The following is a 20738-nucleotide window of genomic DNA, read 5'->3' on the forward strand; positions in this document are numbered from 1 at the left end:
GACTGGGTCCGACGCGCGGTTCGCGACACGTCGATCGCGTGGACAACTCACCGAGATAGCATGAGCAAGAACAAGGAGACACTCGAAGCGCTGAGCAAGGAGTACCAAGACACCATCCCCGCGGACCTCCGGACGACCCGGAGCTTCGACTGGTACCTCGACCGACTGTACGAGGAGCCACGCGTCGCCCGTAACGCCCACCAGCGGGTCGCGGACATGTTCGACTACTACGGGACGGAGTACGACGAGGACGCCGGCGTCGTCGAGTACAAGATCGCCAGCGAGGACCCGTTACAGGACGGGGAGAACACCTTCTACGGCCGGGAGGTCCACGAGGCGATCCACGAGTTCGTCAACAAGGTCAAGTCGGGCGCTCGCGGCCTCGGACCCGAGAAACGCATCAAGCTCCTGCTGGGGCCGGTCGGCTCGGGGAAGTCCGACTTCGACCGGCAGGTCCGGACCTACTTCGAGGACTACACCCGGCGGGACGAGGGGCGGATGTACACCTTCCGCTGGACGAACCTCTGTGACGTCATCGGCGACCAGGACCCCGCGGACGACGTGGTCCGGTCGCCGATGAACCAGGACCCGATCGTGTTGCTCCCCCAGGACCAGCGCGACCGGGTCATCGAGGACGTCAACGAGGAACTGGACGCCCCCTACACCATCCGCAACGAGCAGGACCTCGATCCGGCCAGCGAGTTCTACATGGACCAGCTGCTGGCCCACTACGACGACGACCTGCAGGCGGTGCTGGAGAACCACGTCGAGGTGATGCGGTTCGTCGCCGACGAGAACCAGCGCCAGGGGATCGAGACCTTCGAACCCAAGGACAAGAAGAACCAGGACGAGACCGAGCTGACGGGCGACGTCAACTACTCGAAGATCGCCGTCTACGGCGAGAGCGACCCGCGGGCGTTCGACTACTCCGGGGCGTTCTGTAACGCCAACCGCGGCATCTTCTCCGGCGAGGAGCTGCTGAAGCTCCAGCGGGAGTTCCTCTACGACTTCCTGCACGCCTCCCAGGAGCAGACGATCAAGCCCAAGAACAACCCCCGGATCGACATCGACCAGGTCATCGTCGGCCGGACGAACATGCCGGAGTACCGGGACAAGAAGGGCGACGAGAAGATGGAGGCGTTCAACGACCGGACCAAGCGCATCGACTTCCCGTACGTCCTCCAGTACGAGGAGGAGGCCCACATCTACGAGAAGATGCTGCGCAACGCCGACCTGCCGGACATCCACGTCGAGCCCCACACGCTGGAGATGGCCGGACTGTTCGGCGTCCTGACCCGCATCGAGGAGCCCGACGAGAAGTCGATCGACCTCGTCCAGAAGGCAAAGGCCTACAACGGCGAGATCGACGAGGCTGACGACGTAGACGTCAAGAAGCTCCGCGACGAGGCCGCGGAGACGGCCGAGATCGGCGAGGGGATGGAGGGGGTCTCCCCGCGGTTCATCGGCGACGAGATCGCCGAGACGATCATGGACTCGATGCACCGCGACCGGCAGTTCCTCTCGCCGCTGACGACGTTCAACCACCTGGAAGGCAATCTGGAGAACCACGGCTCCATCGACGCGGAGTCGTTCGACGAGTACTACCGCTTCCTCGAACTGGTCCGCGAGGAGTACAAGCAGCGGGCCATCGAGGACGTGCGCCACGCGCTGGCCTACGACATGGACGAGATCCAGCGCCAGGGCGAGAAGTACATGGACCACGTGATGGCCTACATCGACGACGACACCGTCGAAGACGAGCTCACCGGCCGCGAGCAGGAGCCCGACGAGCAGTTCCTCCGCTCGGTCGAGGAGAAGCTCGACCTCCCCGAGGACCGGAAAGACGACTTCCGCCAGGAGGTCTCGAACTGGGTCTCCCGGCGTGCCCGCGAGGGCGACACGTTCAACCCCCAGGACAACGACCGGCTGCGCCGGGCCCTGGAGCGGAAGCTCTGGGAGGACAAGAAACACAACATCAACTTCTCGGCGCTGGTGTCCTCGGGCGAGCTGGACGACGACGAGCGAAACCAGTGGATCGACGCCCTGATCGAGCAGGGCTACTCCGAGGAGGGGGCCAAGGAAGTGCTCGAGTTCGCCGGCGCGGAGGTCGCCAAGAGCGAGATGGAAGACTGATGACGGGCGAGGAGTACATCGACCGGGCGGACGAGTCGCTGGACGCGACCTACGAGGCCCCGATGAGCCTCGCGGAGTACGTCGACACGGTGCTGGAGACGCCCGAGATAGCCGCCCACGCCTCGAAGTACCTGCTGGCCGCCATCGAGACGGCGGGCACCCGGACCGTCATCGAGGAGGGCGAGGAGCGCCAGCGCTACCGCTTCTTCGACGACCCGCACAACGACGGCGAACACGCCATCCTCGGCAACACGGAGGTTCTGAACGCCTTCGTCGACGACCTCCGGTCGATCGCCGCCGGCCGCGGGAAAGACGAGAAGATCGTCTGGCTGGAGGGGCCGACGGCGACCGGCAAGTCCGAGCTCAAGCGCTGCCTCATCAACGGGCTCCGCGAGTACTCCAAGACGCCCGAGGGCCGCCGGTACACCGTCGAGTGGAACGTCGCGGGCGCTGGCGATGCCGACAGCGCGTTGACGTACGGCGACACGCCGATCGAGGACGAGGACGACTGGTACGCCAGCCCGGTCCAGGTCCATCCCCTGACGGTGTTCCCGCAGGACGTGCGCCGGGAGCTGCTGACCGAACTCAACGCACGGCTCGACGACCACGCCGAGATCCGGGTCGAGGGCGAGCTCGATCCGTTCTCCCGGGAGGCCTACGACTACCTGGAGGAGCAGTACCGCCGACAGGGCGTCGAGGACCTGTTCTCGGCGGTGACCGACCCCGGCCACCTCCGGGTGAAGAACTTCGTCGTCGACGTGGGCCAGGGCATCGGCGTCCTCCACTCCGAGGACGAGGGGACGCCGAAGGAGCGGCTGGTCGGCTCCTGGATGCACGGGATGCTCCGGGAACTGGACTCCCGGGGTCGGAAGAACCCGCAGGCGTTCTCTTACGACGGCGTCCTCTCGCAGGGCAACGGGCTGTTGACCGTCGTCGAGGACGCCGCCCAGCACGCCGACCTGCTCCAGAAGCTGCTGAACGTCCCCGACGAGGGACGCGTGAAGCTGGACAAGGGCATCGGGATGGACGTCGACACCCAGATGGTCATCATCTCGAACCCGGACCTGGAGGCCCAGCTCAATCAGCACGCCGACCGGGAGGGCCAGGACCCGCTGAAGGCGCTGAAGCGCCGGCTGGACAAACACGAGTTCACCTACCTGACGAACCTCTCGCTGGAGGCCCAGCTGTTGCGCCGGGAGCTGACCAACGAGACCACGGTCTGGGACCCCGACTCGTGGGAGGAGCTGGAGGAGCGGATCCAGGAGCCACTGACCGTCTCCGTCCGCGACGAACAGGCGTCCGTGACGGAGAAGGAACTCGCGCCCCACACGGTCGAGGCGGCGGCGCTGTACGCCGTCGTCTCGCGGCTGGACGCCGCCTCGCTGCCCAACGGGCTGGACCTCGTCGACAAGGCGCTGCTGTTCGACCGGGGCTACCTGATGGAGGGCGACGAGCGGGTCGACATCGAGGACTACGACCTCGAGACCACCGAACACGACGGCGACCACGGCATCCCCGTCACCTACGTCCGTGACGTGGTCGCCGACCTCCTCCACGAGGAGCGGGACCGCCACCACCCCGACCTGCCCGTCGAGCACGTCATCATGCCCCGCGACGTGCTCAACGCCGTCGCAGAGGGGATGATCGACGCGCCGGTCTTCTCGACGACGGAGGCCAGCGAGTACGAGGAGCGGGTCGTCCCGGTCAAGAACCACGTCTTCGGCGAGCAGGAGCAGGACGTGCTCGACGCGATGATGCGGGACAAGCGCGTCGACGAGGACACCGTCGAGGAGTACATCGAGCACGTCTACGCGTGGGCCGCCGACGAGCAGATCGAGAACCCCCGCGGCGAACTGGTCGACCCGGACCCGCTGAAGATGAAGGTGTTCGAGATCGAGCACCTCGGCCGCTTCGACGAGAGCAACTACGCGGGCGACGACCCGGACGACGCCGTCGAGGAGTTCCGCACCGACAAGATCATCACGGCGCTGAACCGCCACGCGTGGCAGCGCCGCGACGAGGAGTTCCGGGTCGGCGACGTCGCGCCCAAGGAGATCCCGGTGATCAAGACCGTGCTGGGCAGCCACGACTGGGACGACGTCGAACGGACCTACGAGGACTTCGACCCCCGGCAGTGGGACGAACCGCCGTCGAACACGGAGACGGCCCGGCTGAAGGAGAAGACGATCGAGAACATGGTCGAGATGCACGGTTACAGCGAGGCCGCGGCGGAACTGACCAGCCGCCACGTCATGAGCCAGGTGAGTTACCGATGGGACTGAGAGACGACCTCGAACGGTACCGCGAAGTTGGCGAGGAGCGCCGGCAGGACCTCGCCGAGTTCATCCAGTACGGCGATCTGGGTCAGTCCCGGGACGACGAGGTCCGGGTCCCGATCAAGATCGTCGACCTCCCGGAGTTCGCCTACGACCAGCGCGACCAGGGCGGCGTCGGACAGGGGGAAGGAGCCGAGCCCGGCGATCCGGTCGGCCAGCCTCAGCCCCAGCCCGGCGACGGTGACGGCGACGAGGACGGCGAGCCCGGCGAGGAGGGCGGCGAACACGAGTACTACGAGATGGACCCCGAGGAGTTCGCCGAGGAACTCGACGAGCAGCTCGGGCTGGACCTCGATCCGAAGGGCAAGAAGGTCGTCGAGGAGACCGAGGGGGACTTCACCGACATCACCCGGACGGGGCCGTCCTCGACGCTGGACTTCGAGCGCCTGTTCAAGAAGGGGCTGAAGCGCAAGCTCGCGATGGACTTCGACGAGGACTACGTCCGCGAGGCCCTGAAGATCGACGGCTGGGGACCGGCGACGGTCTTCGAGTGGGCCCGCGAGCAGAACATCCCCGTCTCGAAATCGTGGATCGCCGACGCCTACGAGGACGTCCCGGACGAGGAGAAGACGACGTGGGCGAGCGTCGAGGAGATGGAGGCCAACGTCGAGCAGGTCGACACGCCCACGCGCATCCGCCGGGACGGCGTCGACGAGATCCCCTTCCGTCGGGAGGACGAGCGCTACCGCTACCCGGAGATCGTCGAGGAGCGCGAGAAGAACGTCGTCGTCGTGAACATCCGCGACGTCTCGGGGTCGATGCGACAGAAGAAGCGGGAACTCGTCGAGCGGACGTTCACGCCGCTGGACTGGTACCTCCAGGGCAAGTACGACAACGCGGAGTTCGTCTACATCGCCCACGACGCCGACGCCTGGGAGGTCGACCGCGACGAGTTCTTCGGCATCCGCTCGGGCGGCGGGACCCGCATCTCCAGCGCGTACGAACTCGCCGCCGCCGTGTTAGAGGAGGATTACCCCTGGAGCGAGTGGAACCGCTACGTGTTCGCGGCCGGCGACTCGGAGAACTCCAGCAACGACACCGAGGAGAAGGTCGTCCCGCTGATGGAGCAGATCCCGGCGAACCTCCACGCCTACGTGGAGACCCAGCCCAGCGGCAACGCCATCAACGCGACCCACGCCGAGGAGGTCGAGCGGGCGTTCCGCGACAGCGACGACGTGGCGGTGGCGTACGTCTCCTCGCCGGAGGACGTCGTCGACGCCATCTACGAGATACTCAGCACGGAGGAAGAGGGATGACCACTCACGACAGATTCGCCAAGCAACGGATCGCCGACGACCTGGCGGAACCGGTCACCGAGGCCGGCAACCTCGCCCGCAAACTCGGGCTGACGCCCTACCCGGTCAACTACTGGATCGTCGACTACGACGAGATGAACGAGCTCATCGCCTACGGCGGGTTCCAGAAGCGCTACCCGCACTGGCGGTGGGGGATGCAGTACGACCGCCAGCAGAAGCAGGGGCAGTTCCTCGGCGGGAAGGCCTTCGAGATCGTCAACAACGACGACCCCGCCCACGCGTTCCTCCAGGAGTCCAACACCCTGGCCGACCAGAAGGCGGTCATCACCCACGTCGAGGCCCACGCCGACTTCTTCGCCAACAACGAGTGGTTCGGGCTGTTCACCGACGGGACGCCGCTGGCCGCCGAGAGCGGCGACGAGAGCGGCCGTTCACGGGGTCCCGACGCCGCCGGGATGCTCGCGCGCCACAGCGACGTCGTCAGGGAGTACATGCAAGACCCGGACATCGAGCGCGAGGACGTCGAGCGGTTCATCGACCACGTCCTCTGTCTGGAGGACAACATCGACCAGCACGAGCCGTACAGCCCGGTGGAGACGGTCGAGGACCACCTCGACGACATCGAGGGCGCGGACGTCGCCGAACAGCTGGACGAACTGGAGCTCTCGGACGAGGTCAAGCGGCAGGTGTTCGACGACGAGTGGCTCGACGCCCAGGCCGACGACGAGGACGGCGTCTCCTTCCCCGCCGACCCGGAGAAGGACGTGCTGGGGTTCCTCCGGAAACACGGGATGGCCTACGACGAGGACGCCGGGAAGGCCGTCGAGATGACCGACTGGCAGAAGGACGTGCTCGAACTGCTGCGCCGGGAGGCGTACTACTTCGCCCCCCAGAAGATGACGAAGGTGATGAACGAGGGGTGGGCCGCCTACTGGGAGTCGCTGATGATGACCCGCGAGAACTTCGCGGGCGACGACGAGTTCGTCCTCTACGCCGACCACATGGCCCGCGTCCTCGGTGCGCCCGGCCTCAATCCGTACAAGCTCGGCCTCGAGCTCTGGGAGTACGTCGAGAACACGGAGAACCGCCGGGAGGTCGTCGAGCGCCTGCTGCGCGTCGAGGGGGTCTCGTGGCGGAACTTCCACGAGGTGGTCGACTTCGAGGCCGTGCAGGAGCACCTCGAACCGCCGGCGTGGCTCGCCGACGTGGCCGGTTACCTCGACGAACTCGATCCCGAGGACTCGCGGGTCGACGCCGACGCGCTCGCGGCCGCCCGGGACGGCGAGTTCGACGCCGGCACGTACCCCTGGAAGGTCCTGACCTACGAGGGGCTCTGTGAGCGCCACTACTCGCTGGTCCAGCCACAGAACCGCGGGTTCGTCTCACGGATCAGCCAGTCGGAACTCGAGCGCGTGTCGCGGTACATGTTCGACCACGACCGCTACGACAGCGTGGCCGAGGCGCTGGCGGACGTCGACCACACCCGCGGCTGGGATCGGATGCGCGAGATCCGCGAGAGCCACAACGACGTCACCTTCCTCGACGAGTTCCTCACCCAGGAGTTCGTCGACGACAACGACTACTTCACCTACGAGTACACCCACGCCTCCGGCGACTACCGCGTGACCTCGACGGACCACGAAGACGTCAAGAAGAAGCTGATGTTGCAGTTCACGAACTTCGGCAAACCCACCGTCGTCGTCGAGGACGGGAACTACGACAACCGCAACGAACTGCTGCTGGCCCACCAGTACAACGGCGTGATGCTGGACGTCGAGCAGGCCGCCGACGTGCTGGAGCGGGTGTTCGAGCTCTGGGGCCGGCCGGTGAATCTGCTGACCATCGTCAAGGAGTTCGACGACCACGACGTCGAGGTCGCGAAGCGCCGCGACAGCGAGCCCGAACCCGAGGAGGTGGGCAAGCGCCTGCGCTACGACGGCGAGGAGATCACTGTCGAGGACGTCCCCTGGAGCGAGGTCGAACACCTCGCGGCGACGGACGTCGACTACAACACCAAGCCAGACGAGTGGCTGGCCTGACGGCGACCGCCGGGCACTCGGCCGGGTGACCGGTCGCTCAAACCGCCGTCGAACCCTCCAGAAGGTATGTGTCCGAGCGAGTGCCACGTCTCGCTATGCCCTCCAGACGCGCGTTCCTCGCGGCCGCGGCGACGGCGGCGGTCGCGGGCTGTACCGAGTCCGGTGACGGGGGTGGCGGGACGGCCACTCCCGACGGAGCCACGCCACCGACGGAGCGGACCGACTCTTCGACGCCCGCGACAGACACGGACACCGGCGGTAGAGCGGACGCCGAACACCTCGCGTGGGCGCGGTCGCTGTCGGGGCCGGTGACCGACCGGCCGACGGTCGCCGACGGGAGCGTCTACGCCGGCACGGAGGCCGGTACCCTCGTCGGCGTCGACGCGGCGACGGGCGACCGACGGTGGCAGTACGACACCGGGGAAGCGGTCCGCGGGTCGCCGACGGTCGCGGACGGCGCGGTCGTCGCCGTCGCCGGGAGCCAGGAACTCCACGCCAGCCAGTCCGTCCACGCGGTCGAGGCCGACAGCGGCCGGCGGCGCTGGCGGTTCGCACCGCAGTCCTGGTGGCTCGATATTCTGGGCGTCCACGACGGGACCGCCTACGTCGCCACGACGGACGACCACCTCCAGGCGTCCGGACAGACGCTGTACGCGGTCGCGCTGGCCGACGGATCGACGGAGTGGTCCGTCGAGATCGGCGACAACAGCGGGGGGCTGGTCACCGACGACCGGGTCTACGTCCCGACCCACGGTGCCGTCGACGCGGTCGGCCACGACGGCACCCGCGACTGGCGCTACGAGGTCCCGGAGTACCAGTTCCGCACGCTGTCTGTCCTCGGCGACACCGTCGCGCTCGTGAGCGCGAGCGACCCGCGGGAGCCCGTCGTCCACGGCCTGGACCGGACCACCGGCGAGCAGCGCTGGACCTTCGACGACTGGCGTGCGCTGACGACCCAGGCCGTCGGCGACCAGTTGCTGGTCGGCGGGGAGCGGATCGCCAGCCTCGACCCCGCGACAGGCGAGCCCCGCTGGACCGCCGACGTGCAGGCGACGCTGTACGACGCGCCGGTCGCCGACGGGACGCTGTACGTCGGCAGTCGGACTGCCGCTGCGATCTCGCTCTCGGACGGCGGCGTCGAGTGGACGACGCCCGTCGACGCCTACGTCGCCCGCCCGACCGGCCTCCTCGACGACCAGGTCGTGTTCCGGCGCTCGGAGAGCCAGGAGGACCGGAACCGCCACGTCCTCGCGCTCGACGCCGCCTCCGGAGAGCGGGCGTGGTCCTACGCCGGCGAGGCCGAACTGACGCGGTTCGCGATGGGGGCCGAGCGCGTCTACGCGGGCGAGGCGTCGACCCTGCTCTCGGTGACGCCCTGACGCTCCCGAAGGGAAACCCGTTTCTCCGCCGGTCACGAACGGCGCGTATGAACGTCCGCACTGTCGCCGACCTCGGCCCCGACGAGCGCGCGGCCCTGTTCGACCGCGACGCGGGTGTCGAGGCGGTCCGCGAGGACGCCCGCGACATCGTCGCACAGGTCCGCGACGAGGGCGACGCCGCGCTCCGCCGGTTCGCCAGCGAGTTCGACGACGTCGAGGTGGGCAACGTCGAGATCACCGACGCGGCCGAACGCGCGTACGAGGAGATCGACGACGACGTCCGGACGGCGATCGAGGACGCCGCCGAGAACGTCCGCGCGTTCCACGAGCGCCAGGTCCCCGAGGACTGGCGCGCTGACTTCGAGGGCCGGGAGCTGGGGCGGCGCTACCGACCGCTCTCCAGCGCCGGCGTCTACGCGCCCGGCGGCACGGCCGCCTACCCCTCCAGCGCGCTGATGGGCGTGCTCCCGGCGAAGGTGGCCGGCGTCGACCACGTCGCCGTCGCCACGCCGCCCGCCGAAGAGGTCAACCCCGTGACGCTGGCGGCGATCCACGTCGCCGGGGCCGACGCCGTCTACCAGGTCGGCGGCGCACAGGCCGTCGCCGCGCTGGCGTACGGCACCGAGACGGTGACGGCGACGGACATCGTCGTCGGGCCGGGGAACCGGTGGGTCACGGCGGCGAAGGCCGAGGTCCGGGGCGACGTGGCGATCGACTTCCTCGCCGGCCCGTCTGAGGTGCTGGTCGTCGCCGACGGCGCGGCCGACCCCGACCTCGTCGCGGCCGACCTCGTCGCACAGGCCGAACACGACGAGAACGCCTCCGTCGTGGCCGTGACCGACGACGAGGCGACGGCCGAGGCCGTCGCGGCGGCGGTCGAGGAGCAGGCAGAGGGCCGCGAGCGCGAGGCGATCGTCCGCGCGGCGCTGGACAACGACGCCTCCGGCGTCTTCCACGCCCGGTCGATGAGCGAGGCGGTGCTGTTCGCCGAGGAGTACGCCGCCGAACACCTCTCGATCCAGGCCGCGGACGACGAGGCCCTGCTGGACCGCATCGACTCCGCGGGTTCGGTGTTCCTCGGTCCGTACAGTCCCGTCGCGGCCGGCGACTACGCCGCGGGGCCGAACCACGTCCTCCCCACCGGCGGGAGCGCCCGCGTCACCGGCGGCCTGTCGGTGGACACGTTCCTCCGCTCGACGACGGTCCAGCGGCTCTCCGAGGAGTCCCTGGCGGACATCGGGGAGACGATCACGACGCTCGCCGAGGCCGAGGGCCTGGAGGCCCACGCGGAGAGCGTGCGCAAGCGGTTCGACTAGAGGGGCGACGAGCGAACGGAGTGAGCGGGTCGCCCCGCGAAAGCGACGCGGCGACCGAGTGACACCGCCCGCCAGCGTAGCTTTATGGCCGAGGCATTCTCAGGGAGAGGTATGCCATCTGTCACTGTCTCGCCGGCGACCGCCCTCCACGCCGACCGCTACCGATGACGGACCGCGCGGTCGTCCAGGGGACGCTGCTGGCGCTGTTGGCCGGCGGCCTCCTGGTGCTGTGGCTCCGCTCCCGGCGGGCCGTCCGGGCGGAGAGCGACGGCGGGTACACCACTCGCGAGGAGATCGCCTTCGAGGTCGACAGACTCCAGTCACAGCTCTATCGGTGGCTGACGACCACGAACCACCGTGACATCGGCGTCCTCTACATCGTCTTCGGGACCGCGGCCGGGCTGTGGGGCGGCACGGACGCGATGATGCTGCGGACGGAGCTGCTGACGCCGCCGGCCGACATCTGGACGCCGGAGACGTACAACGCCCTGTTCACGACCCACGGGCTGACGATGCTCATCTTCTTCGTGCTGCCGGTCTTCTTCGGCATCGGGAACTACTTCGTCCCGCTGCTGATCGGAGCCGACGACATGGCCTTCCCGCGGGTCAACGCCATCGGCTTCTGGCTGCTGCCGCCGGCGCTCCTGTTGGCCCGGATGGGACTCCTCGTCCAGGTGGGCGGCCAGGTGCTGAGCCTGTTCCTGCCCGAGGACGCCATCCGGTTCTTCCTGACCGTCCGCGAGGTCAGCGTCGGGTGGACGCTGTACGCGCCCCTGTCGGTCCAGCAGCCCAACCCACAGATCGACCTGCTCCTGCTGGGACTGCACCTCAGCGGCATCGCGACCACCGTCGGCGCGATCAACTTCATCGTCACCATCGCCTACGAGCGGGCCGACGCCGTCTCCTGGGGCGACCTCGACATCTTCTCGTGGAACATGCTGGTGACGAGCGGGCTGGCGCTGTTCGCGTTCCCGCTGCTCGGGAGCGCGCTGGTGATGCTGCTGCTCGACCGGAACCTCGGCACCGCGTTCTTCGCGACGGGCGGGGGCGGTCCCATCCTCTGGCAGCACCTGTTCTGGTTCTGGGGCCACCCGGAGGTGTACATCCTGTTCCTGCCGGCGACGGGACTGATGAGCACCGTGCTGCCGAAGTTCGTCGGCCGCAAGCTGTTCGGCTACAAGTTCATCGTCTACTCGACGCTGGGACTGGGGGTCCTCTCCTTTGGCGTCTGGGCACACCACATGTTCACGAGCGGCGTCGACCCGCGCCTGAAGGCGTCGTTCATGGCGATCTCCATCGCCATCGCGGTGCCGAGCGCGATCAAGGTGTTCAACTGGCTGACGACGATGTGGGACGGCGAGATCGACACCTCCGCGCCCTTCATCCTCTGTGCTGGCAGCATCGGGACGTTCATCGTCGGCGGCGTCACCGGCGTCTTCCTCGCGGTCGTCCCCATCGACATCCTCTACCACGGTACCTACTACGTCGTCGGCCACTTCCACCTCATCGTCGTCGGCATCATCCCGTTTATGATGATGGCCGCCGGGTACTACTGGTACCCGCTGATGACCGGCCGGTGGTACGACCGGCGGCTGGCGAAGTTCCAGTCGGGACTCGTCATCTTCGGCTCGACGGTGACCTTTATGACGCTGCTCGTCATCGGCGGCCTCGGGCTCCCGCGGCGGCAGGCTATCTACCCGCCGGAGTACCAGGTCGCGAACCAGATCGCCACCGTCGGGGCCTACGTCATCGGTCTGAGCGCGCTGCTGTGGCTCTACAACATGGTCGCGTCGTACTGGCGCGGCGACGTGGTCCGGACGACCGATCCCTGGGACCTCAAGGCGACGAACCAGTTCACCCGCGAGTGGCAGTGGTTCGAGGAGCGGATGATCGAGAAGTACGACCTCGAACCGGCGACGCCGGAGTCGACCCGACGGGCCTACGCGCCGGAACTGGAGCCCATCGGGATGCTGGGCGGCGTCGGCAGCGTCGTCGAGAACGTCTACCGGAACGCCGGCCGTGCGGCCGTCGGCGGCTTCGTCGGGACGGTGCTGATGGCCGGCGGGCTCGGCACCGCGGTCGTCGTCGACGTCCTCGATCCCGCCTCCTTCGGCGAGATCGCGGAGCTGGTCGGTCTCGGCCCGGACCCGCTGCTCGGCACGCTGCTGTTCCTCGTCGGCGGCACCGTGACCTGGCCGCTGCTGTTCCTCGCGTTCTCGGACTACCTCCCCGGGCAGCTGATGTTCGAGACGGGGCTGGTGTTCGCGACGCTCATCTCGACGGGGTTCGCCGTCGCCTTCTACACCGGGCAGGCCGGTCTCGCGCTGGTGGGCTACCTCGGGTTCGTCCTCGTGGCTCACTGGGCGTACGGGCTCGGACTGACGGTGACGTTCCAGTACCTCCGCTCGCGGGGACCACGGGAGGGGCGGCGCTGACCGATGGCGGCCGACAGCGCCGTCTTCACGTACGTCGCGCCGTTCGTCGGCGTCCTGCTGGTCGCGGTCGGCATCGGCGCGGCCGTCCCCGGCGGCTACGCCATCATCCAGCAGGACATCTCCGAGTGTGGCGACCCGACGATCGCCGTCGAGGACCCGGCAGCGACCGAGCGGCGGTTCGGACAGGCCGCGCCGACTCTCGCGCGGTTCCAGTTCGAGGCACTCTCCGAGGCCGAACGAGCGGCGTTCACCGAAGCCCTCGACGACCCGGTAGGCGAGGCCCACGTGGAGGGCGCGTTCCCCAACGCGGCGGCGTTTCGCAACGGCTCGATCGTCGTCTACGAGGGACAGCGCCACTACGTCACCGTCGTCTCGGAGAACCCCTGCTTCGACGCCGCGCCGCTGCAGTTCCCGCTGGGCGTGTTCGCGATCGCCTTCGGCGGGCTGGCCATCCTGACGCCGCCGATCTACCGGAAACTGGTCGCACTGGAGGAGCGTGCACGGGGTTAGCTCGCGCCCAGCGTCGCGCCGACGTACAGCACCACGACGAGGAAGAGCCAGACCCCGTCGACGAAGTGCCAGTACAGCGACGCCGTCCGGATGCCGGTGTCGCGCTCCGGAGCGTACTCGCCCCGCAGCGCCCGCCCGAACGCGAGCCCGAGCAGGACGACGCCCAGCGCGACGTGCAGGCCGTGCAGTCCCGTCAGCCCGAAGAAGGCGCTCCCGTACACGCCGCTTGCGAGGGTGAACTCCTCGGCGACCAGCAGTTCGTAGTACTCGAACATCTGGCCGCCGAGGAAGACGACGCCGAGCGCGACCGTCGCGCCGAGGAGGCCGAGGAAGCGCCGGCGGTTCCCCGCCTCCAGCGCCTCGTGACCGTAGTGCAGCGTGATGCTGCTGGCGACCAGCAGGGCGGTGTTGACGACGACGAGCGAGCCCAGCACCGGCGGCAGGTGCTCGGGCGGCCACGCGCCGACGCGGACGAACGCGTAGTAGACGAACCCCGCGGAGAACGTCGCCACGTCGGAGACGAGAAAGAGGACCATCCCGGCGGCGTAGACGTCGTCGCGCGCGGTCCCGCGGGATTCGAGGGCGTCGGCGACGAACGCCTCGTAGGTCCAGCCGGCCAGCCCGCCGACGAGTCCGAAGACGCCGACGCCGACGAGCACGGCCGGGAGCAGCGCGGGGACGAGGTCCAGCCCGACGAAGTAGAGCCCCGCGCCGAGGTACAGCGCTCCGGCCCCGAGCGCGGCGGGCAGCGGCCAGCGACTCTCGTGCGCGTGCTCCTCGCCGCCGTGGTCGGCCGCCTCCGGGGGCGTGTCCGTCTCCGTCACCTCTGCCATAGGCGTGGTGTCCGGCCGCCTGCGTTAAATAACTGCGCCGAGGGGGATCGACACCGAAAGAATTAGCTGTGGTACTGTGTAACATACGTCTAATGACCCGGCCGCCGGTTCTCGCCGTCACCGAAGACAGTCCCGAGGAGCTGGGGACCGCCGACCGTCCCGACCTGGTCGTCGACGATTCCCCGGGCCACGCCCTCCTCCGCCTCTGTCGGGACCCGTTCGCGGGACTGCTGGTCGACGACGAGATCCGCGACGGGCGCGGTGTCGACATCGCCCGGGCGGCGCGACAGCTGTTTCCGGAGCTCCCGGTCGTCGTCCGCGACCGGACGACCGAGCCGGCCTCGCTGTCGGAGCCGCTCGCCGTCGCGCCGTCGGACGAGACGCTCGCGGAGCGGCTGAGCGCCGTCCTCGGCGACGGCGAGACGGACGCCGCCCGGAGCGCGACGCCGGTCGAGTCGGTCTTCCTCTCGCTGTTCGAGCAGTTCCCCGTCCACCTGTTCGTCAAGGACGACGAGGCCAGGCACGTCCTCACCAATCACCAGCACATCGACCCGACGCCGGTGCTGGGCCGGCGCGACGACCGCGTCGAGGACGACGAGTCGGACGTGTTCCGACAGGCCATCGCGGAGGACGACGAACGCGTCGTCGAGTCGGGCGAGCCGCTGACCGGCATCGAGGAGTACTCCCGGAAACTCGACAGCCACCTCGTCTCGGCGAAGGTACCGTGGTTCGGTCCCGACGGCGAGATCGCCGGCCTCGTCGGAATGACCAGAGACGTCACCGAGTGGCGGCACCAGGAACAGCGACTCCGGCGGTCCAACGAACGGCTGCGGAAGGTCGCGCTGAAGGCCGCCCACGAGATGCGAAACGAACTGCAGGTCGCGACGGGTCGGCTGGACTGTCTCGACGCCGAGCACCCCTACCTGGACGACGTCGCAGCGTCGCACGACCGTCTCAGTGCCATCGTCGACGACGTGGTCGACCTGACCACCGGCGTGACCGACGAGTGTGACGCGTCGGAACTGCGCCTGTCCGCGATCGCCCGGGACGCCTGGCGGACGACGGCGACGAGCGCGGCCTCGCTGACGATCGCGGGCGACGCCGTGCTCGTCGGCGATCCCGACAGCACGCGGCTGCTGTTCGAGACGCTGTACGAGAACGCGCTCGAACACGGCGGCCCGACCGTCGGCGTCACCGTCGGTGACACGGCCGACGGGTTCTACGTCGCCGACGACGGTTCGGGGATCGACGCCGATCCGGTCTCCCAGGTCGTGGAGGCGGGGTTCACGACGGTCCCGGAGAACGCGGGGCTCGGGCTGTACGTCGCGCGGAGCATCGCCGACGACCACGGCTGGACGCTGTCCGTCGGTGACGGAGAGGCCGGCGGCGCTCGGGTCGAACTGACCGGCGTCGAGGTCGTCCTCAACTGAGTTGGGGACGGTGCGGCCGCAGTGAAGCACACCGCGCCGAAGGCGCGGTCTCACTTCGCGCGAGCGGCGAGGTCGCAGAGCGTTCTCGCGAGCGAGCGTGGCGGAGTTTTTAACGTAGACTTTTGCGACCCCGTTCCCGGCAACGCGCTCGGAGAGCGCACGAGGAGAACGGGGGACGTAAAAAGGTACTACTGGAACGTCCGACCGAACTTGTCGTCCTCGTCGCTCACGCCGGGTTCGGCGGTGTCGAACCGCTCCTCGATCTCGTCGTAGCGTTCCCGGGTCTTCTCCGTGACGCTGGGGCCGACCTCGTCGAGTGCCGTCTCGAAGTGGTCCATCGTCACCCGGACGTTACTGACGGAGTCGCCGATCTCCTCGGGGTCCACGCTGTTGATGAACTCCCGGGTCGCGGCCATCGACGCCTCGCGCGCCACGGCCTCGATGTCGGCACCGACGTACCCCTCGGTCCGCCGGGCGAGACTGTCGAGGTCCACGTCGTCGGCCAGGGGCTTGTCGCGGGTGTGGACGTCGAAGATGGCGCGCCGTGCGTCCTCGTCGGGGACGGGGACGTGGACGTGCCGGTCGAGCCGCCCCGGACGCAGGAGCGCGCTGTCGATGAGGTCCGGGCGGTTGGTGGTCGCGACCACGACGACGTCCTCCATCTCCTCGATGCCGTCCAGTTCCGTCAGCAGTTGCGAGACGACGCGCTCGCCGACGCCGGAGTCGGTCTGCCCGCCGCCGCGTTCGGTCGCGATGGAGTCGATCTCGTCGAAGAACACCACCGTCGGGGCGTTCTCCCGGGCCTTGCTGAACACCTCGCGGACGCCCTTCTCGGACTCGCCGACGAACTTGTTCAGCAGTTCCGGCCCCTTCACCGAGATGAAGTTCGACTGGGCCTCGTTGGCGACGGCCTTCGCCAGCAGCGTCTTCCCGGTGCCGGGCGGGCCGTACAGCAGGACCCCCTTGGCGGCTTCGAGGTCCATCGACTCGAAGACGTCGGGGTACTCCAGGGGCCACTGGATGGTCTCGCGGAGCCGCTCTTTGGTGTCGCCGAGTCCGCCGACGGAGTCCCAAGTCACGTCGGGGACCTCGACGAACACCTCCCGGAGCGCCGAGGGCTCGATGCCCTTCTTGGCCTCGCGGACGTCGTCGTCGGTGATCTCCAGCTTCTCCAGGACCTCGGCGTCGATCTCGTCGGACTCGAGGTCCAGTTCCGGCCGGATGCGCCGGAGCGCGTTCATCGCCGACTCCTTGGTCAGGGAGGCGAGGTCCGCGCCGACGAAGCCGTGGGTGTTCTCGGCGTACTCGTCGAGATCGATGTCCTCGGCCAGGGGCATCCCGCGGGTGTGGACCTGCAGGATCTCCTTGCGGCCCTCCTTGTCGGGGACGCCGATCTCGATCTCTCGGTCGAACCGGCCGCCGCGGCGCAGCGCGGGGTCGATGGCGTCGACGCGGTTGGTCGCGCCGATGACGATGACCTGCCCGCGCTCCTCCAGTCCGTCCATCAGCGAGAGGAGCTGGGCGACGACGCGGCGTTCCACGTCGCCCTGGGTCTCGCCGCGCTTGGGCGCGATGGAGTCGATCTCGTCGATGAAGACGATGGCCGGCGACTGCTCGGAGGCCTCCTCGAAGACCTCGCGGAGCTGCTCCTCGCTCTCGCCGTAGTACTTCGACATAATCTCCGGCCCGGAGATGGTCGTGAAGTGGGCGTCGATCTCGTTGGCGACGGCCTTCGCCATCAGGGTCTTGCCGGTGCCCGGCGGGCCGTGCAGCAGGACGCCCTTCGGCGGCTCGATGCCGAGCTGCTGGAACAGCTCGGGGTGGCGCATCGGCAGCTCGATCATCTCACGGACCTGTTCGAGCTCGTCGTCGAGGCCGCCGATGTCCTCGTAGGTCACGTCCGGCGAGCCGGTCTCACCCTCCGTGTCCTCGCCGCCACGGATCTGCTCGGCCGGCTTCTCGCTGACCTGGATCTCCGTCTGGTCGGTGACGACGACGGTCCCGGCGGGGTCGGTCTCGGCGATCTTGAGCGGGATCTTCTGACCCGACATCGACGACAGCGGGCCGAGGCCGAAGCTCACGGGGACGGTCTGTCCCTGCGTGACGGCCTGGCCGCTGAGGTTGTTGCGGATCATCGGGCCGACGTTGCCACGGACCCGGAGGTTCTGGGGGAGCGCGACCGTGACGGCGGTGGCCGGCTTCACGTCGGCCTTCTCGACGGTGACGCCGTCGTCGATGCCGACGCCGGCCTCCTGTCGGAGCTGGCCGTCGATCCGGACGATCCCCTTGCCCTCGTCCTCGGGGTAGCCCGGCCAGACGCGCGCGACGGCACGGCTCCCGCCGTCGAGAACGATGTAGTCGCCGTTCTCGAGGTCCATCTCGTCCATCGCCGCGCGGTCGATGGCCGCGAGCCCGCGCCCCGCGTCCTTCTGCTTGAGGGGTTTGACAGTGAGTTTCATTAGATGTCCTCCTCGTCCGACAGTTCGATAGTGAGGACGCCGTTGTTGATAAACGCTCGTGCGCCCTCGGGGACGTCCTGTTCGCGTTGCTCGTCGTCCGCCACGACGATGACCGTCCCGTCGACGACGTCCACGCTGGCGTCCGTCTCGGGACCCACGTCCGCCGCGAGCACGACGCTGTCGTCGTACTCGAACCGGCGGAGCGGCGTCTCGTCGAACAGCTGCTGTTCTGTATTCATCCTAACTACAAGTAACCGCCATAAGTATATAAATCTATCGCTCAAAACCGCAATACGGCGTCGTTTGCCGGTTAGTTGCTTGATTGCGGTTCACACCGATCGGACGACGGCGGTCCGGCTCGACCGTCGTTTTATCGGGGCCGCGAGCGTCTCCCGCGGTATGGAGACCGTCACACACGACGGACGGGCGACCGCGTATCGGGTCGTCGAGGGCGACGGGACGGGTCCCACGGCCCTGTACGTCCACGGCAGCGGCGCGACACACCGAGCGTGGGTGCGACAGTACGGACCGGACGGACCGTCCCACCCTGCCGTCGCGCTCGACCTCAGCGGCCACGGGGACTCAGAGGACGTGGCGACGGCGGCGGGGCCGGCCACGCTGGACGCGTACGTCGAGGACACCGTCGCCGTCGCGGCGGCCACCGACGCGGACGTGCTCGTCGGGAACTCCCTGGGCGGTGCGGTCGCACAGCGGGTCGCCATCGAGAGTGACTGGTCGCCCGAAGCGCTCGTCCTCGTCGGCACCGGCCCGTCGCTGCCGGTGTACGACGGTCTGCGAGAGTGGCTGACCGACGACTTCGAGCGCGCCGTCGAGTTCCTCCACGGCCGGGACCGCCTGTTCCACGACGCGGACGAGGCGCTGCTTGACCGGTCCCGCAGCGAGATGCGCGAGACGGGTCAGGCGGTGACCCGCCGCGACTTCCTCACCTGCCATCGGTTCGACGTGACGGACCGGCTCTCGGCGATCGACGTCCCGACGCTGGCCGTCTGTGGCGAACACGACCAGCTCACCCCCCGGGCGTACCACGAGCGGCTGGCCCGGGAGATCCCCGACGGGGAGTTCGCGTTCGTCCCCGACGCCGCCCACCTGACGATGCTGGAGGCTCCCGACGCGTTCAACGACGTCGTCGCGGAGTTCCTCGCGGCGCGCGCCGACGGGTGAGCGGCACCGTCAGTCAGGCCAGTAGTACCGCGGCCCGAGCGCGAAAAAGAGGAGGGCGACGACGAGCATAATCCGGGGGGCCACACGGCCCAGCGCCCTCGGGGCGACGACGGACCCGAACAGCACGACCCCCATCGGACCGACCGCCTTCACCCCGGGCTTGGGGTAGTCGAACGGCGCGATCTGCGCCACGGCGAGGACGGTCATCCCGCCCGCGACGACGAACGGGGTCTGGACGCCGGCGAGGTAGGCGGTCGCGAGGACAATCGCACCCAGGGCGTTCGGCATCCCCGGTCGCTCGTCGGCCCCGTCGACGTACGTCGAGTAGAACGCGGTCCGGACGACCGAGAGGACGGCGTACAGCGACGCGACGAGGAGAGTCCCGGTGAGGGCGAGGACGCCGACGGAGCCCGCGCCGCCGACGGCGTCGGTCAGCAGGACGTAGACGAACAGGCTGGGCGTCACGCCGAACGAGACGACGTCGGTGATGGAGTCCAGCAGCGGCCCGACCTCGGAACTGTCGCTCGTCCGGGCGACGATCCCGTCCAGCGCGTCGACGATGACGGCCACGAGGAGGAGGCGAGCGGCGAGGTGGAGGTCGGCGAACGCCACCGCGCCGGCCGCGAACCCGACGACGGCGTTGACCAGCGTGACCGCGTCGGCGACACTGAGTCTGCGAGTGACCTCGAAGCCCATGCCGGTCCGGTGGGGGACCGCCCATATCAAACGGTCGGAACGCGGCCTACTCCTCGGACAGGTCGTGGCCGACGACGAGCCGGGCCGCCGTCGCGAGCGTCCCCGTGACGAGCAGGTACAGCTGCCAGCCGCCGCGGACGACGGGGAAGATCCGGTCGACGTTCTCCGGCTCCGCCTGCCCGGGGTTGGGGTCGACGCCGGTGTCCATCTGGACGGTGCTCGTGTTGCCGATGGACTTCAGGGAGGGGCCGCCACCGCCGCCACCGCTCCCTGATCCGCCGCCCCCGGTGTTCCACTCGACGAACGTCTGGACGATGCCCCGCTGGCTGGACAGCTCCAGTCTCCCCCGGAAGACGTAGAACTCGTCGTGGATGGGCCACAGCAGGTTCGCGCCGCCGGTCACCGCGTCGAAGAGGACGTGGCCGACCGCGTAGGTGAACACACAGAACCACGCCACACGCACGCCGTAGGCACCCCAGCGCGACCGAACGTACGACTCCTCGCGGCCGTACAGGTCGACCGCGAGGACGACGGCGAGGACGGCGGGGATGACGAGGTTCGTCGTCGCCGTGCGGTGGCCGGCCTGCGAGACGAGGCCGATGAACGCGTCCACGTCGGGGAACGTGACGACGGCCAGCGAGAGCAACAGCGAGCGGCGGTCGAACGCAGCACCGAGCAGCGTCGCCGCCAGCAGACCCACCAGCGCGTAGTGGACGACCAGCGATGGCATACTC

15 protein-coding genes are annotated in these 20738 nt (G+C 68.8%); 10 read left to right on the forward strand and 5 right to left on the reverse strand.

The window, feature by feature from the left end; all coding sequences use genetic code 11:
* Positions 1-60 precede the first annotated feature (60 nt).
* From P0592_RS16015 to P0592_RS16050, 8 genes are all read left to right on the forward strand, one after another.
* The gene (locus P0592_RS16015) at positions 61-2133 is read left to right on the forward strand and encodes a PrkA family serine protein kinase (RefSeq protein WP_276271912.1); all 2073 of its coding nucleotides are present in this window, start codon (positions 61-63) and stop codon (positions 2131-2133) included.
* Positions 2133-4415, forward strand: a complete 2283-nt coding sequence (locus P0592_RS16020) for a PrkA family serine protein kinase (protein WP_276271913.1) — start codon at positions 2133-2135, stop codon at positions 4413-4415. Before P0592_RS16015 ends, P0592_RS16020 begins: the two co-directional genes overlap by 1 nt.
* Entirely contained in the window at positions 4406-5725 is a 1320-nt protein-coding gene (locus P0592_RS16025) for a YeaH/YhbH family protein (RefSeq protein ID WP_276271914.1), read from the forward strand. The genes P0592_RS16020 and P0592_RS16025 overlap by 10 nt, the downstream gene beginning before the upstream one ends.
* The gene (locus P0592_RS16030) at positions 5722-7764 is read left to right on the forward strand and encodes a SpoVR family protein (RefSeq protein WP_276271915.1); all 2043 of its coding nucleotides are present in this window, start codon (positions 5722-5724) and stop codon (positions 7762-7764) included. Before P0592_RS16025 ends, P0592_RS16030 begins: the two co-directional genes overlap by 4 nt.
* A 95-nt stretch (positions 7765-7859) precedes the next feature.
* Positions 7860-9143 carry an outer membrane protein assembly factor BamB family protein gene (locus P0592_RS16035; protein WP_276271916.1) on the forward strand — a complete coding sequence of 428 codons (1284 nt, stop codon included), beginning with the start codon at positions 7860-7862 and terminating at the stop codon, positions 9141-9143.
* A gap of 47 nt (positions 9144-9190) precedes the next feature.
* Entirely contained in the window at positions 9191-10459 is a 1269-nt protein-coding gene (gene hisD, locus P0592_RS16040) for a histidinol dehydrogenase (RefSeq protein WP_276271917.1), read from the forward strand.
* A gap of 164 nt (positions 10460-10623) precedes the next feature.
* Positions 10624-12894, forward strand: a complete 2271-nt coding sequence (locus tag P0592_RS16045) for a DUF6789 family protein (protein ID WP_276271918.1) — start codon at positions 10624-10626, stop codon at positions 12892-12894.
* Between the two features lie 3 nt (positions 12895-12897).
* Complete coding sequence (locus tag P0592_RS16050) at positions 12898-13404, forward strand: DUF7979 domain-containing protein (protein WP_276271919.1); 507 nt, start codon at positions 12898-12900, stop codon at positions 13402-13404.
* Here the strand turns inward: P0592_RS16050 and P0592_RS16055 are convergent.
* Positions 13401-14237, reverse strand: coding sequence for a cytochrome c oxidase subunit 3 (locus P0592_RS16055; protein ID WP_276271920.1), 837 nt, complete (start codon positions 14235-14237; stop codon positions 13401-13403). The two genes, P0592_RS16050 and P0592_RS16055, sit on opposite strands and share 4 nt — an antisense overlap.
* 92 nt (positions 14238-14329) lie before the next feature.
* Between P0592_RS16055 and P0592_RS16060 the strand changes: the two genes are divergently transcribed.
* Positions 14330-15667, forward strand: coding sequence for a sensor histidine kinase (locus P0592_RS16060; protein WP_276271921.1), 1338 nt, complete (start codon positions 14330-14332; stop codon positions 15665-15667).
* Between the two features lie 188 nt (positions 15668-15855).
* Here P0592_RS16060 and P0592_RS16065 read toward each other — a convergent pair whose 3' ends face one another.
* Together P0592_RS16065 and P0592_RS16070 are read right to left on the reverse strand one after the other, a co-directional pair.
* Positions 15856-18126, reverse strand: a complete 2271-nt coding sequence (locus P0592_RS16065; protein WP_276271922.1) for a CDC48 family AAA ATPase — start codon at positions 18124-18126, stop codon at positions 15856-15858.
* Positions 18126-18365 (reverse strand): DUF7127 family protein, encoded by a 240-nt coding sequence (locus P0592_RS16070; protein WP_276271923.1) that lies wholly within the window; start codon positions 18363-18365, stop codon positions 18126-18128. The genes P0592_RS16065 and P0592_RS16070 overlap by 1 nt, the downstream gene beginning before the upstream one ends.
* Before the next feature lie 160 nt (positions 18366-18525).
* Here P0592_RS16070 and P0592_RS16075 point away from each other — a divergent pair, with 160 nt between their 5' ends.
* Positions 18526-19308 carry an alpha/beta fold hydrolase gene (locus tag P0592_RS16075; RefSeq protein WP_276271924.1) on the forward strand — a complete coding sequence of 261 codons (783 nt, stop codon included), beginning with the start codon at positions 18526-18528 and terminating at the stop codon, positions 19306-19308.
* A 9-nt stretch (positions 19309-19317) separates the two neighbouring features.
* Here the strand turns inward: P0592_RS16075 and P0592_RS16080 are convergent, their stop codons facing one another.
* Positions 19318-20004, reverse strand: coding sequence for a protein sorting system archaetidylserine synthase (locus P0592_RS16080; protein WP_276271925.1), 687 nt, complete (start codon positions 20002-20004; stop codon positions 19318-19320).
* A gap of 46 nt (positions 20005-20050) precedes the next feature.
* On the reverse strand, positions 20051-20734 hold the full coding sequence (locus tag P0592_RS16085) for a metal-dependent hydrolase (RefSeq protein ID WP_276271926.1): 684 nt from the start codon (positions 20732-20734) through the stop codon (positions 20051-20053).
* Between the last annotated feature and the right edge of the window lie 4 nt (positions 20735-20738).

This window comes from Haloarcula litorea, assembly GCF_029338195.1.
Lineage (GTDB): Archaea > Halobacteriota > Halobacteria > Halobacteriales > Haloarculaceae > Haloarcula > Haloarcula litorea.

Bases quoted from the DNA above. Each gene is read 5' to 3' on its own strand.
- P0592_RS16015 (WP_276271912.1), top strand. From the start codon at position 61: ATGAGCAAGAACAAGGAGACACTCGAAGCGCTGAGCAAGGAGTACCAA.
- P0592_RS16020 (WP_276271913.1), top strand. From the start codon at position 2,133: ATGACGGGCGAGGAGTACATCGACCGGGCGGACGAGTCGCTGGACGCG.
- P0592_RS16025 (WP_276271914.1), top strand. From the start codon at position 4,406: ATGGGACTGAGAGACGACCTCGAACGGTACCGCGAAGTTGGCGAGGAG.
- P0592_RS16030 (WP_276271915.1), top strand. From the start codon at position 5,722: ATGACCACTCACGACAGATTCGCCAAGCAACGGATCGCCGACGACCTG.
- P0592_RS16035 (WP_276271916.1), top strand. From the start codon at position 7,860: ATGCCCTCCAGACGCGCGTTCCTCGCGGCCGCGGCGACGGCGGCGGTC.
- hisD (WP_276271917.1), top strand. From the start codon at position 9,191: ATGAACGTCCGCACTGTCGCCGACCTCGGCCCCGACGAGCGCGCGGCC.
- P0592_RS16045 (WP_276271918.1), top strand. From the start codon at position 10,624: ATGACGGACCGCGCGGTCGTCCAGGGGACGCTGCTGGCGCTGTTGGCC.
- P0592_RS16050 (WP_276271919.1), top strand. From the start codon at position 12,898: ATGGCGGCCGACAGCGCCGTCTTCACGTACGTCGCGCCGTTCGTCGGC.
- P0592_RS16055 (WP_276271920.1), bottom strand. From the start codon at position 14,237: ATGGCAGAGGTGACGGAGACGGACACGCCCCCGGAGGCGGCCGACCAC.
- P0592_RS16060 (WP_276271921.1), top strand. From the start codon at position 14,330: ATGACCCGGCCGCCGGTTCTCGCCGTCACCGAAGACAGTCCCGAGGAG.
- P0592_RS16065 (WP_276271922.1), bottom strand. From the start codon at position 18,126: ATGAAACTCACTGTCAAACCCCTCAAGCAGAAGGACGCGGGGCGCGGG.
- P0592_RS16070 (WP_276271923.1), bottom strand. From the start codon at position 18,365: ATGAATACAGAACAGCAGCTGTTCGACGAGACGCCGCTCCGCCGGTTC.
- P0592_RS16075 (WP_276271924.1), top strand. From the start codon at position 18,526: ATGGAGACCGTCACACACGACGGACGGGCGACCGCGTATCGGGTCGTC.
- P0592_RS16080 (WP_276271925.1), bottom strand. From the start codon at position 20,004: ATGGGCTTCGAGGTCACTCGCAGACTCAGTGTCGCCGACGCGGTCACG.
- P0592_RS16085 (WP_276271926.1), bottom strand. From the start codon at position 20,734: ATGCCATCGCTGGTCGTCCACTACGCGCTGGTGGGTCTGCTGGCGGCG.